Origin of the sequence: Flavobacterium sp. DG1-102-2 (assembly GCF_033042555.1) — a bacterium.
Classification (GTDB): domain Bacteria; phylum Bacteroidota; class Bacteroidia; order Flavobacteriales; family Flavobacteriaceae; genus Flavobacterium.
Map to the genome: position 1 here is coordinate 1 of NZ_JAWLIK010000007.1, position 13912 is coordinate 13912.

The 13912-nt window shown below is 39.8% G+C and carries 13 protein-coding genes; 4 read left to right on the forward strand and 9 right to left on the reverse strand.

The window, feature by feature from the left end; genetic code table 11:
- Positions 1-311 precede the first annotated feature (311 nt).
- Both R1T16_RS11060 and R1T16_RS11065 read left to right on the forward strand, forming a co-directional pair.
- Complete coding sequence (locus R1T16_RS11060; protein WP_317501169.1) at positions 312-1304, forward strand: type IX secretion system membrane protein PorP/SprF; 993 nt, start codon at positions 312-314, stop codon at positions 1302-1304.
- Positions 1305-1368: 64 nt separating this feature from the next.
- Positions 1369-1887, forward strand: a complete 519-nt coding sequence (locus R1T16_RS11065; RefSeq protein WP_317501170.1) for a gamma carbonic anhydrase family protein — start codon at positions 1369-1371, stop codon at positions 1885-1887.
- A gap of 12 nt (positions 1888-1899) precedes the next feature.
- Here R1T16_RS11065 and murI read toward each other — a convergent pair whose 3' ends face one another.
- From murI to R1T16_RS11105, 8 genes are all read right to left on the reverse strand, one after another.
- A complete protein-coding gene (gene murI / locus R1T16_RS11070) occupies positions 1900-2682 on the reverse strand; it encodes a glutamate racemase (RefSeq protein ID WP_317501171.1) in 783 nt (260 codons plus the stop codon).
- Between the two features lie 59 nt (positions 2683-2741).
- The gene (locus R1T16_RS11075) at positions 2742-3254 is read right to left on the reverse strand and encodes an OmpH family outer membrane protein (protein ID WP_317501363.1); all 513 of its coding nucleotides are present in this window, start codon (positions 3252-3254) and stop codon (positions 2742-2744) included.
- A gap of 43 nt (positions 3255-3297) precedes the next feature.
- On the reverse strand, positions 3298-4446 hold the full coding sequence (locus R1T16_RS11080; protein WP_317501172.1) for an OmpH family outer membrane protein: 1149 nt from the start codon (positions 4444-4446) through the stop codon (positions 3298-3300).
- A 37-nt stretch (positions 4447-4483) separates the two neighbouring features.
- Positions 4484-7234 (reverse strand): outer membrane protein assembly factor, encoded by a 2751-nt coding sequence (locus R1T16_RS11085; RefSeq protein ID WP_317501173.1) that lies wholly within the window; start codon positions 7232-7234, stop codon positions 4484-4486.
- Positions 7167-7907, reverse strand: a complete 741-nt coding sequence (locus R1T16_RS11090; protein WP_317501174.1) for an isoprenyl transferase — start codon at positions 7905-7907, stop codon at positions 7167-7169. The genes R1T16_RS11085 and R1T16_RS11090 overlap by 68 nt, the downstream gene beginning before the upstream one ends.
- The gene (locus R1T16_RS11095) at positions 7908-8585 is read right to left on the reverse strand and encodes a DUF6089 family protein (RefSeq protein WP_317501175.1); all 678 of its coding nucleotides are present in this window, start codon (positions 8583-8585) and stop codon (positions 7908-7910) included.
- A gap of 155 nt (positions 8586-8740) precedes the next feature.
- Positions 8741-9625, reverse strand: coding sequence for an NAD kinase (locus R1T16_RS11100; RefSeq protein ID WP_317501176.1), 885 nt, complete (start codon positions 9623-9625; stop codon positions 8741-8743).
- A 15-nt stretch (positions 9626-9640) separates the two neighbouring features.
- Positions 9641-10300, reverse strand: coding sequence for a CBS domain-containing protein (locus R1T16_RS11105; protein ID WP_317501177.1), 660 nt, complete (start codon positions 10298-10300; stop codon positions 9641-9643).
- A 98-nt stretch (positions 10301-10398) separates the two neighbouring features.
- Between R1T16_RS11105 and R1T16_RS11110 the strand changes: the two genes are divergently transcribed.
- Together R1T16_RS11110 and R1T16_RS11115 are read left to right on the forward strand one after the other, a co-directional pair.
- Complete coding sequence (locus tag R1T16_RS11110) at positions 10399-11112, forward strand: pyridoxine 5'-phosphate synthase (protein WP_317501178.1); 714 nt, start codon at positions 10399-10401, stop codon at positions 11110-11112.
- A gap of 4 nt (positions 11113-11116) precedes the next feature.
- Positions 11117-11884: an alpha/beta fold hydrolase gene (locus R1T16_RS11115; RefSeq protein WP_317501364.1), complete on the forward strand. Its 768-nt coding sequence runs from the start codon at positions 11117-11119 to the stop codon at positions 11882-11884.
- Between the two features lie 85 nt (positions 11885-11969).
- Here the strand turns inward: R1T16_RS11115 and R1T16_RS11120 are convergent, their stop codons facing one another.
- Complete coding sequence (locus R1T16_RS11120; RefSeq protein WP_317501179.1) at positions 11970-13619, reverse strand: hypothetical protein; 1650 nt, start codon at positions 13617-13619, stop codon at positions 11970-11972.
- Positions 13620-13912 lie beyond the last annotated feature (293 nt).

Consider the following 13912-nt stretch of genomic DNA (forward strand, 5'->3'; position numbering starts at 1 on the left):
CTACCCTGAGTTTGACGGTGTAAACACCGTAACAAAAGAATTTAAAGCGCACTTCTCACTTAAGAGATAGTAAGTAAAAATCTTAAAATTTAAAATGCTGTCAGCAATGACAGCATTTTTTACAATATTATTGGTATTAAATTACCAACCTAAGACAAAAATTTATATATTTGACCGCTATGGAAAATTACTGTGAAATAAAGGGATTGCAGACGCCTAAAGCACTGTAATTAAATGGGAATATTATTGAACACTAATTACCTTAAAGGTCTAAACAAAAAGCGCATTTCTCATTAAACGAAAAGGTCGACATGAATTTTAAAAAGATTTATCTAATTTTTGGATTGTTATTAACACAACTGTCTTTTTCTCAGGAAGGTATTGCGGTTTATTCAGATTATTTATCGGATAACTATTACCTTATTCACCCATCAATGGCCGGGGCGGCGAATTGTGCTAAAATCAGGTTGACTGCACGTCAGCAGTGGTTTGGTCAGGACGATGCGCCACAGTTGCAAACGTTAAGTTTTAATGGTAGTGTTGGGCCTTCTTCGGGTATTGGTGTTATAGCATTTAATGATAAGAATGGTTACCATTCTCAAACAGGAGCAAAGTTAACTTATGCTCACCATATACGTTTTTCAAGAAGTGATTATGATCTTAACCAGTTGTCATTTGGTATGAGTGCAGGCCTTATCTCAAGCCGCCTTGACGAGACTGAATTTGACCCTGAGTTTGATCCTATCGTTGACGGAGGTATGAAACAAAAGGATTCATATTTTAACGTTGATATAGGTGCATCATACCACTACCTTGATTTTTATGCTCACTTTACAGCTAAAAACGTCGTTAAAACTAAAAGGAACCTTTATACAGATTATGAAAGTGACAACTTAACAGCTTATTTAATTAGTGCAGGTTATGTTTTCGGTTTCCAGGAATCACTTCAGTGGGAGCCTTCAGTTCTTTTCAAAATCGTTGAAGAAACAAAAGAAAAAACTATCGACATCAACTTAAAAGTTTACAAAGAATTAGATTTCGGTAGGCTTTGGGGAGGTCTTTCGTATAGAAGAGCATTGGAGTCAGCACAGTATATTGACGGTGTTGGGACATCAGACCAGACACTTCAGTACTTTACGCCTATCATCGGTATAAACTACAAGAACTTTATGTTCTCTTATACTTATTCTTACTTAACGGGTGCTGTTAAATTTGATAACAGCGGATTCCACCAAATTACACTTGGTCTTAACTTATTCTGCAAAAGGGAAAAATACGATTGTAATTGCCCGGCAGTTAACTAATATAAAAGTTATTATTAATTCAGTCCCGATAGCCCTGCTATCGGGACGATTTATTTAAAGAAGTATGGTTATAAAGGAAGTTAACGGGAAATACCCGCAGATACCGGAAGATTGCTACGTTGCCGAAAATGCAACTATCGTAGGAGATGTAACATTTGGTGCCCAGTGCAGCGTATGGTTTAATGCTGTAGTTAGGGGGGATGTACATTTTATAAAAGTTGGCAACAAGGTCAATATACAGGATGGTGCCGTTATCCATGCGACTTACCAAAAACATCCCACGACCATAGGCAACAATGTTTCAATAGGACATAATGCTATTGTGCATGGCTGTACAGTTCATGATAACGTGCTTATAGGTATGGGGGCAATCGTAATGGATAACTGCGTAATAGAAAGCAATTCTATTATTGCAGCCGGAGCTGTTGTTACACAGGATACCATAGTGGAATCAGGAACCATATATGCTGGTGTACCGGCAAAAAAAGTAAAGGATATCAATGCCTCAGATTTTGCCGGGGAGATAGAAAGAATATCAAATAATTACGTGATGTACTCTTCGTGGTTTGATAATGAAAAATAACAAAAGGACTTTTTAAAAGTCCTTTTTTGTTACGGTATATTCATTATGCAGTATCGAATTTAATACTGTGGAATCTGAATTTACATAGAATAGGTTAGACCTTGAATGTTCAGCAGTATTCAGCAGTTTGTTTTCATTTAGGACAAGTTTTGTTTGTCTTGCCACTGCTTCGCCTGAATCAATGATTTTAACGTCTTTAGGGAGTATTTCTTTTATTTGGGGTACAAGGTAAGGGTAGTGGCTGCATCCTAGTACCAGATGGTCTATATTGGCTTCAATCATCGGTTGCAGGTATTCTTTTAGAAGCTCTCTTATTTCATCCGATTCCAGCTTTCCTTCCTCTATAAGTTTAACCAAATTAAAGCCCACCTGTTCAACGACAGTTATATCTTTTAGGTTGGCTACCGTTTTGTAGAATAACTCGCTTGTAAGGGTTCCTTTTGTGGCTAGTATGCCTATAGTCTTAGTCTTTGTATGGATAGCTGCAGGTTTGAGTGCCGGTTCTATACCGATGAATGGGACATCATATTTAGCCCTCATTTCTTTAATGGCATTTGTGGTAGCCGTATTGCATGCAACCACAATCATCTTTGCATTTTGTTCAAGCAGGTATTCTGTATTCTTGAAGCTTAATTCTACGATCTCTTCTTTAGTTTTTTGGCCGTATGGCGCATTTTTGCTGTCAGCGAGATATATTGTGTCTTCATTGGGTAATAAGGCGTGTATCTCTTTCCATATCGATGTACCTCCGATTCCTGAATCAAATAGTCCGATAGGGTTTGTAGTTTTATCCATAAAACAAATATAAAAAAAAGGCCCATAAAATGGGCCGTTCCTATACTTTGAAAAGCGGTTTATTTAAAACCAAGCTCTTTTTTAACATCTGCTAATAAGTCCGGGCCATCAGCAAGAAGTACTCCGCTTCCTGTAGAAGAGTCAAGTACATACTGGAATCCTTTTGCTTTAGCTACTTTTTGTATTGCGCCTCTTGCTTTCTCAAGGATTGGCTTAACGATTTGTTCTTGTTTTGTCTGAAGCTCTTTTGAAGCTGTTTGCTGGTACTGCTCAATTCTTGTACGCATATCCTGAACCTCGGCACCGCGTGTTTCGTTTACAGCTGCAGACACTGTAGACTGCTCCTGGTCATATTTTGTTACTTTGGTTTTAAATTCGTCAACCATCGTGTTATATTCTTTATCGTAAGTGTCGCCTAATTTCTGAAGCTGTGTATTTGCAGCTTTCATTTCCGGCATGTTAGTCATAAGTTCACTTACATTAATGTGTGCAACCTTTGCCTGAGCAGAAACAGTCTGACTTGCTCCAACAAAAAGTAATGCAGCGATTAATAAAGATTTCATTTGTTTCATCATTTAAGTATTTATTATTAATTTTAGTTTTTGTGCTATTTAATTATGGGGTAGTAGTGGGTTTCGTTTCCGCAGGTGCGGTTTCAGTCCCCTTATTTTCTTTGTTTTCTTTATTCTTTTTCAGCTTTTCCTCACGCGCTTTGATGGCTGCTTCTCTTTGTTCTTTTATTTTTTGCTTTCTTTCTTCAAGAGAGCTGTTCTTTTGGGCAGCTTTATTATCGCGATCTTCTTTAGCGGCTTCTACGGTTTTTTTACGTTCCTCGGCAGCAGCTTTAGCAGCTTCGGTTTTGTCAGCAGCGGCATCACTTGTTTTAGACGCTGCGGCAGATTTTGCAGCAGGTGCTTTTGTGTCGGCTGTATTATCCTTATTGCTTTTTGGTGCTACTGCTGTTTTATCTGTAGCGGTAGCTTCAGGGTCCTCTTTTACGGGTACAGTAGTTCCCGTACGTTTAGCTTCTCTTTCAGCTTTCATCTGCTCACGCTTCTCTTCGTAAGCGCGTTTCTTTTCTTCCTGGATAGCCTTCCGCTCTTCGATCTTCTTATCGCGCGCTGATTTTCTTTCATCAAGAAGTTTTTGTCTGTCGGCATAATCCGGATTAGACTCAAGCTCTTCTTTAGCTTCCTGTTTTTCAAAGTTCTTAAGCTCTTTTGAACTTAATTTCTCCTGTTTGGCAGCCCTTGACATTTTTTTGATGATAAAATCACTGATGTCATGCTTTTTAGCAGCCATTATAATTGTCAGGTCAGACGATTTATCAAACACAAAGTCGTAGTTCCTAAGCGCAGCAAGATCTTGTGCGATAGTAAACACCTGATCCTGTATCGGTTTGATAAGCACTGCTTTCTGGGTAACAAAATCGCCCATTGGGCCAAAACGCTTTTCCTGGTAGTCCAGCAGTTCTTTTTCCTGGAAAAGAATTTCTTCTTCCCTCTCTTCAATAAGTTCTTTTGTAAGCAACGCTCTTTCCTGCTGAAGGCTTTCCTTTAGCTTGCTTATCTCGTTGCGTTTTACTTCCAGCTCCTGTTTCCATTTGCTGGCTTTTTGCTCAAGCTGGCTTTTTGCTTCGGCATAATCCGGCACCTTGTCAAGAATATAATTCATGTCAAGATAAGCAATTTTTATGCCTCGCCCTTGTGCGTTAGCCGTTAAGGCAGCTAAAGCAAATAGTACTGTAAAAAAACATTTTTTCATAACCTTCTTACGTATTAGAAAATATCATGCCAATTTTTTAAAACTGTTGTCCAATGATGAAGTGGGTTTCCCATCCATTTTTCTGGGTACCGCCTTCTACAGGGTCAAATCCGTAACCAAAGTCTATACCAAGCAATCCAAATGCCGGCATAAACACCCTAAGACCAAAACCTGTTGAACGTTTAAGTGCAAACGGATCAAAAGATTTAAACGTGTCAAACGATCTACCTGCCTCGGCAAATGTAAGCGCATATATAGACGCCTGCTGTTTCAGTGTTATAGGATACCTAAGCTCCAGCGAGAACTTGTTATATATCGTTCCACCTACCTGCGTTCCGTTTACAAGCGGTGCAAGTGACTGGTTAGGATAACCTCTTAACTGTATAACCTCCCTGCCATCAAGGGCATAGTTTGCAAGACCATCTCCACCAAGGAAGAATCTTTCAAACGGTACAAGGCCCCTGTTATTGTTATATGCTCCCATGAAACCAAATTCTGCTAACGAACGCAGTACAAGCTCATGCGATTGTGATCCGGCAAGTTTTGTATAAACATCTGCCTTGAACTTAATTTTATAGTACTCCAGCCAGTTGAATTTTTTCTGGTCAACCTTACTCTGGTCTGCTGCTGCATTTTGCCAGTTTTCAGGAGCGACCCTGTTACCGTCTGCATCAATATAATCCCCGGGGTCTATACCTATACCGTTAGTACCTGCAACACTCGCTGTAGTATTATTTCTAAGTTTGTATTCCTGCTGGTTACCAAGGTTTTTATAATCTACACCGTTAAATAACGAGTACGGAGGCGTTAGCTTGGCACTTACACTAAATAAAGAACCAGACGACGGATAGATAGGGTTACGACCCCTGTTGTCCCTGCTTAGCTCTACCGTATAGTTAACGTTTCTTGATGTACCGTTACCAAAGGTAAATAATCCTGTGTTATAATTGTTAAGGTCGTAATACTGGAATGTTAAAGAGTGCGACAACCTCATATAGAAGTCAGGCTGGCTTAACCTCTTAGAAAGACCTAATGTAATAGACGATATTGTAAAACTTTTAGACCTGTCTACGTCCCTGCTGCTAAAGTTATATAAAAACTGTTTACTGTGAGACAGGGTTGTAAATAATTGTATTGGTTTTTTACCTCCAAACCAAGGCTCAGTAAATGATAAGCTGTATGTTTGGAAATAGGTACTTCCCTGTAATCTAAGCGCCATCTTTTGTCCGTCTCCCATAGGAAGCGGGGTGTAGGCTTTCTTATTGAATATATTTCGTATAGAGAAGTTGTTGAACGATAAACCAAGTGTACCGATGAAACCACCGCCTCCGTAACCACCCTGCAGCTCTATCTGGCTCGAACCTTTTTCGGTTACGTTCCATTCCACGTCTACGGTTCCTGATGCAGGATCCGGGTTCTTAACGTCAGGGCGTATCGTTTCTGCATCAAAGAAGCCAAGTGCACCAAGCTCACGGATGGTACCAATTACCTCTTCTTTGTTCCAGCGCATACCCGGCCTCGTTCTAAGCTCACGGTATATTACTTTATCATTTGTTTTGTCGTTACCTACAACAGTTATGTTGTTAAAGTAAGCAATAGGGCCTTCTACGATCCTGATTTCAAAATCAATAGTATCGTTAGCGGTTTTAACCTCTACTGGGTTTATATTAGAGAAAAGGTAACCGTTGTTCTGGTATAGGTTAGTAAGGTCAAGCCCATCAGGTTTAGAAGGGTCTGCAATCCTTTTCTGAAGCATGATACCGTTGTAAACGTCGCCTTTTTTGATACCAAGCACCTGGTTAAGCTGCTGGTTGTTATACACTGTGTTACCGATGTATTTTATGTTGCCAAAGTAATATTTGTGGCCTTCTTCTATGTTCATGGAAATAGAAACAAGGTTTCTTTTAGGGTCGTATATTACAGTATCTTCTGTTACCCTCGCATCACGGTATCCTTTTTCTTTGTATTTGTCTACTATGCTGGTAAGGTCTTCTTTGTATTTGTCTTCAACAAACTTAGATGATTTAAAGATACGCAGCGGGTTAGGGAAAGCCTTAACCTTAGTGTTCTTCATGGCTCTCTTCAGCTTTCCGCTGGTAAGCTGGGTGTTGCCCGTAAATTTGATGGTTTTTACCTTAACCTTGTCACCTTTGTCTACATTAATAACCATCTTAACCTTGTTAAGGCTGTCAGGGATTACATTAATGGCAACTTTAGTATTGTAGAAACCGTCTTTTTTATACTTGTTTGCTACGTAGTTTTTTGTAGTGGTAAGCAGGTTTTCGTTAACTACTTTTTCTTTTGTAAGCTGCAGGTCTTTAAGCAGTGCTTCACGTTTTCCTTTACGGATACCCTGAATTTTAGCCTCGCTCAGTTTAGGAAGCTCGGTAATGGCAAGTTCCAGCCATATACTGTCGTTTTGCTGTTTGCTTACATAAAAGTTAACATCGCTAAAAAGGTTAAGCTTCCATAGTTTTTTTATGGCGTTGCTTATCTCTTCTCCGGGGATTTGTATGGCCTGGCCTTTTTCAAGTTCAGAGTACGTTACAATAGTCTGCTCATTGTAGGTTGTCTTACCTGTAATAATAACATCGGCCAGGATGTGCTGTTTACCCGGGTCAAGGTGGGCTCCGTCTTCCTCCTGAGCAACGGCATTGCTGCCTGCTGCTAATAATACGATGCTAAAAAGTAATTTAACGCTTCTTTGAAACATTATTTTTTTATTTAACTTGTTCACTGGTCTTTCCAAATCTACGTTCTCTTTTTTGGTAACTGATAATTGCTTCATGTAAGTCTTTTTCCCTGAAATCGGGCCATAATATATCTGTAAAATACAACTCTGCATAGGCTATCTGCCAAAGCAGGAAGTTGCTTATCCTGTGTTCGCCGCTTGTTCTTATAACAAGGTCTACATCAGGCATATCGTAAGTGTACAGATGTTCACTTATGGTGGCTTCATTTATATCAGCTGCTGTAAGCTGATTTGTGTTTATTTTTTCGGTAATTTTTTTAAAGGCAGAAATCATCTCTTCCCTTGAGCCATAGCTCAGTGCCAAGGTAAGCGTCATCCTTTTGTTATCTTTGGTCTGCTCAATAACGTCAAGCAGCTGCCTGCGCGCCCTTGATGGCAAAAGGTCCACATTGCCTATTGTATTAAGCCTGATATTGTTTTTTATGAAGGTAGGGAGTTCTTTTTTAAGAGAATTAACCAGGATATTCATAAGGGCATCTACCTCAAGTTTAGGCCTGTTCCAGTTTTCGGTAGAAAATGCATAAAGCGTAAGGTATTCTATACCCAGCTTTGCACAGCTTTCTACGGTTTCTTTCACTGCTTTTGTGCCGTTTTCATGCCCTATGGTACGTAAGAATCCCTGTTTTTTAGCCCAACGGCCGTTGCCGTCCATAATTATGGCAAGGTGTTTAGGCAGGTTATCTGTATTTATGGTAATTGTTTCACTCATTTATTCTACGCAGTAACAAGGTTGTACACCAAAGGTATAAGTTAGTGTAAATCCGGTAAATACATACCAGTCGTTGTTATTAAGGTTACCAAATGCCAGCTGAGGATAATCTTTATGGTTGCTGCCGTCAAGATTATCGGTAAAGGTATAGCGTGCGCCTACTTCAAAGCCAAGCACAAAATTTTCAAATATATTACTTTTTATACCTAAAGTCATTGGTATTGCGAGGTTTCCTTTTGAGTCCAGCCTTCTTGTCTCTCCGTTCTGGATATACTGCTCGTCAGACCAAAAATAGCTTATCCCGCTGTATAAATAAGGGGTGATCTTAAAGTCAGGTTCGTGAAGGTTAAAGTCAAAAAAGTTAAATTCAAGGCCTAAAGATAACTCTTTTACGGTATTCTTGAATTCAAAACCGCGTTCCTGCCTTCCGCTCATGTCAGAATCAACATCTTTAGATTTGATGTCAGCATAGGTAAAGGAGGCTCTCCACGAGTGGCGCGGGCTCCTGTTCCATTTGTAGATAATGCCCAGTGCAGGTTCGTTAGGCGATACGTAATTTGTAGGCCCTACATCACCAATATAGTTAGCACCGCCGGCAAATATACCCAGCTCATTGATTTGTGCATGGGCGCTTAGCGACATAAGTGTTAGTACTAAAAGATATAATATCCTGTTCATTCCGTTCAAATTGGGTGCAAATATAACAATATAGAATTCTAATTATTGTAAGAAGGGATATTTTACACCTACAATTGCATAATTAGCATTAAATACAGTCTTGAAAACGAAAGAACATGCAGTGTAGTATGTAAACGAATTAAAAATGTGAAATTTTAATTTCTCTTGTCTTCTCCCCAAAGAAGTTTTTTGCGCAGCGTACCCAGGAATTTTTCCTGAGGAAACTCTACAAGATTAATTTTAAACGATGCTTTTTTAAGCTTAAGGCTTGTTTCCACGTCTACTGTAATAATCCTGGAGTCCAGTGAGATAAGGTGCTGGCTCTCCCTGCTGCTTACTATGAGTTCAATCTCTGTATCGTCCGGTATCATAAGCGGCCTAGCATTAAGGTTGTGCGGGGCAATAGGGGTTATTAGGAATCCATTAACCTCGGGCATTAAAATAGGGCCGCCACAGCTAAGCGAGTAACCTGTAGATCCGGTAGGGGTAGAGATAATGAGTCCGTCTGCCCAATACGAGTTCAGGTAATCTCCGTTAAGCCTCACTTCTATGGTAATCATGGATGTGGTGTCTTTTCGGCTTACGGTTATCTCGTTAAGCGCAAAGTCAAGTTCTGCAAGTTCAGGGTCTTTGCCTTCATAGTCGAGGGTAAGCAGCGAACGTGGCGATACTTTGTACTTACGTTCAAAAATAAGCGGCAGCAGCTGTTCTATGCTTTCCTGCTGTACTGTGGCAAGAAAGCCAAGGCGTCCGGCATTTATACCTAAAATAGGTATTCCTTTATTGCGCACATACGTAGCAGCACGCAGCATAGTGCCGTCTCCGCCTATGCTTATAAGCAGGCTAAAGCCGTCTTCAAGGTCTTCGTGGCTTGCAAAAACGCTGTATGATTTAGTAAGGAGTTTGTACTCATTAAGTACACCATAAAATTTAGATTCAAAAACTACCTCAGGATTATACTTATCAAAAACAGAAATCATTTTCTGGATGATATCTTCGGTATTGTCCTTATAGTATTGACCGTACACGGCTATTTTCATAGGGGTGCTGTTTTTTTAGATGTTCAGGTATTTGTCAAGGTAGTCTGAGCGGTCTTTAAGGGTATTCAGGTACACGTCCTCCTGGTGCTCGGTGATTATATCATAATTGTATCGCCTGAATGTCTGCAGTATCTCGCTCATGCCACCAAGGCTTATCTTGATGGTGATCTGTACTTTTTCAAGGTTAGCTTCAGAGATGAAAAGACCTAAAAGCCTGCCGTTGTTGCTTTCTACAATTTGTGCAGCCTGGCTCATGCTATAGTCGTCAATTCCTTTTTCTACAACAATAATTCCGCCCGTTTCTTTTAAGAATGGGGTTTCGTGAAAAAAGGTAATGATGTCTGTTATCTCGTAGTATCCCAAGTATTTATTGTCTTTATCCAGTACAGGGAGTAGATTGGTTTCATTTTTAGCGAATACCTCAAGTACATCCAGCCATAGGGCACTGTCCCTCACATAAAAGCGGTCAAAGCTAAAACGCAGGTCGGCCATGGTTTTTTCTATGTCCATCAGCTCTATGTCTTCAGATCTTGCCGAACCTATGTAAACACCTTCCTCTAGTACCGGGAAGTGAGAAAAAGGATAATCTGCAAACAGGTCCTGGGCATCTGCAACACTGTCGCTAATCCGTAAGGCCTTGATGTCGTTATTGATAAAATCTGTGATGTCTGTCATGCGGGAATCATAAATATATTATGCAAAATAATCAAAAAATAGCATATTGTGCCTTTTTAACTTTGTATTTTTGTCTGAAAATGCACACTTACAAAGATATGGCAAAATTAAGCGTAAACATAAATAAAATAGCCACCCTGAGGAATTCAAGAGGGGGCGATGTACCTAATCTTCTTAAAGTCGCTGCCGATGTACAGAAATTCGGGGCGGAGGGTGTAACCATTCATCCAAGGCCGGACGAAAGGCACATCCGTTACCAGGATGCGCGCGATCTTGTACCCGTTGTCTATACCGAGTATAACATTGAGGGCAACCCGGTTACAAAGTTCATAGACCTTGTGCTCGAGACAAAACCCACACAGGTAACCCTTGTTCCCGATGCCGATGATGCCATTACATCTAACGCAGGATGGGACACCATAAAACATAAAGATTTTTTAGTTGATGTCATTGCCGAGTTTAAACGTAATAACATACGTACGTCAATATTTGTAGATCCGGTTTTAAGCATGATCGAAGGAGCAAAGGAAACCGGCGCCGACAGGATAGAATTGTATACTGAGGCTTTTGCCCACGAGTACGGACTTGGTAACCACGATGGTATTAAGCCCTACATTGCGGCAGCTGAATTGTCAAACCAGCTTGGCCTTGGCATTAATGCCGGACATGACCTGAGCCTTGACAACATAAAATTCTTTAACGAGAATATCCCCGGGCTGCTTGAGGTCTCAATAGGGCATGCGCTTATCGCCGAGTCGCTATACCTGGGCCTGGAGAATGTTGTAAATATGTACCTTCAAAGACTTAAATAATATGCTGTTACATTCTGTTATACAAGGGGAGGGCAAACCGCTCCTTATTATTCATGGGTTTCTGGGTATGAGCGATAACTGGAAAACACTGGCGGGACAGTATGTTGCGGCAGGTTTCCAAACGCATGCCATAGATATGCGCAACCACGGAAAAAGCTTTCATTCGGATGAATTTACCTATGAGGCCATGGTTAACGATCTTGAGGAATACATCAATCATTATAATTTAGGAAAGGTAGATGTCATAGGGCACTCAATGGGCGGTAAAGCTGCAATGTTTTTTGCGGTGAAGCATCCTAACTTGCTTGATAAGCTTGTAGTGGCAGACATTGGCCCAAAATATTATAAACCCCACCACCAGGATGTACTGGCTGCCCTTAACGCGGTTGATTTTTCGGCGCATACCGACAGGGCCGCAGTAGAAGCAGCTATGGAACCATCATTACCTGATTTAGGTACGCGCCAATTCCTCCTGAAAAGTGTGTACTGGGTAGAGCCAGGCAAACAGCTGGGCTTTCGGTTCAATCTTGAATCGCTTAACAAAAATATCGAAAATATAGGCGAAGCACTTCCTGATGGCGTAACGTACAACGGCGAAACCCTTTTTCTGAGAGGTGACAAATCCAGCTATATAAAAGATGAGGATTTTGCACAAATTAAAGTGTATTTCCCAAAAGCTGAGATAAAAGAGATCAAAAACTCGGGGCACTGGCTTCACGCCGAAAACCCAAAAGATTTCTTAGCTGAAACGCTTGAGTTTCTAAAAGCTTAGGCGATTAACTAATACAAGTATATAAAAGCCGGCTAACTCTAAATTGCCGGCTTTTATATTTTATGGTTAATCGCGACTAATCAAATCACTTCTTTTTATTCTTAGCGCCCTTCGCTTTTGTAGTCTTCGATTTCTCTTCTTTATCTTTCTTTTCCTTTTTATTGTCGGCGATATTTACCACGACTTTTGGCAGTACGCTTTGTTTTAATCCCTGTTCAACAAAACGCCACAGGAAATTAAATACCGATTTATGCCTTATACGGTCTACTTCCACATTGGTTTGTTTCAGTTTGCCGTCGGTATCATTTTTCACAACCATATTGGCAACGGTGCTCATAAGTTTGTTTTCCTTTTTACCGTCTTTCTTTAAAAGGTCAACTGTAAGATCGTCGTAGTTTATTGCAAAAGTTCCCTTGCCTTTGTAGGCGTTTCCATTCATGTTGAATTTTACCTCTTTTATGGTTCCGTTTGTTTTGGCGTTCATAAGCGGAGTGGTGACAGGATCTACTCTTTCGCTGTCTATGTTTTGCAGATGCCCCATAATACTAAAGGCATCGCTTTCATCTAACGTGTTAAATGACCATGTTACACGCAGTGGCGACGACTTCATGAAAATACATTTCACGTCTAGTACCGTTGAAGGAAGTTTTACGCTTTTAGGTTTTCCTATAGGGCTGTAAACGTTAGCTATTTTAGCGTCAAACTTTGTAAACGTAACCTTTGCTGCGGGTTTTGCAAAGCTTAACTGCTCCTCATATTCTATGGTCGTGTTTATGATATTTAATTTTTTTACATCAATATCAAACTTCATTGTACGCAGCATTTCGCTGTACAGCTTCTTACGGGAGTAATCGTCGGCGGGTACTTTGCTTCGATAAATATTGGCATATACTTTATCAAGTGTCATCTCAGGAGTGTGCACATATAGCGTGTCGCGTATATAGCCCCAATCCAGGTTAGGAATGCTCACGCTGCCTGTCCTCAGGTTAAACTGATCCAGTTCCTTTGCCTGCATTTTTGTAAACTGCACCCTGTTTTGTTTTGGCTTCATGGCAAAATCCTTCAGTGAAAGGTTGCTGTCGGTAGTTGATAGCTTATTAACTGCAATCGTGTAAAATTTACCGGCATCATAAAAAAGGCTGTCGCAGCTAAGGCTGTAATCGCGATAGCGGATGGGCACATCTTTTTTAAGCGAAGTGCTGTCTATCTTTATATTGGTAAGTGTGAAATTAATGTTGCCCGCAGTAAGTTTAGGGTTAAGCAGCGAATCTACCATTTTAAAAGACCCCTGCTTAATGGTGAGTGATTTTGTGGTTATTGTATTTTCAAAGGGCTTAACGAAGTCTTTTTGAGTGTCATATTTTTCTTTTCGGTGGTAAAGAATTATTTCCGGCTTGGTAATAATGACTTCATTTACCTTAATATGGTTGTTGAATAACACTGCCCATACACTAAAGTTATTCACTTCTATAGATTCTACCCGGGCAAACGCACCCTGCTTCATGGCAGCCTGAAGACTATCTTTAGGTGCCAGGTATGCGTTTTGTATGGCAAAGCTTCCGCTTATAAGGTTAATGTCCAGGTTTTTGTAACTTACATTGTAGGGAAAATCTTTTTGGTCCTTGATGATCGTAGGCAGTTTTTTAGTTACATAATAACTAAGGCCAAAGCTCAATAGTATAAGAAGTACTAAAATGCTGCCGATAATAATAAATATTTTTTTCAGAACCTTCATATAGTGGTTTTTATAAGGAAATGTACTGCGTTTTTAGCGGTATAAATAATAATTTATGTTTTAATTAATATTGGGTAAAACTGATGCAATTCACATTCACGTGTTTTGTGGTATTGTATGCTGAGGGTTAAATTTTGCGGTATAGTCTCAATTTTAAATATTATTTATGATAATTTTTAAAATGTATGCGTAATTTTTGACAATATAATTATTATGAATGCATAATATTTTTGCGATTACTATTGTGTAATTCGTAAAATATTATAAATTTGATATAAGATTTTTAATAACGG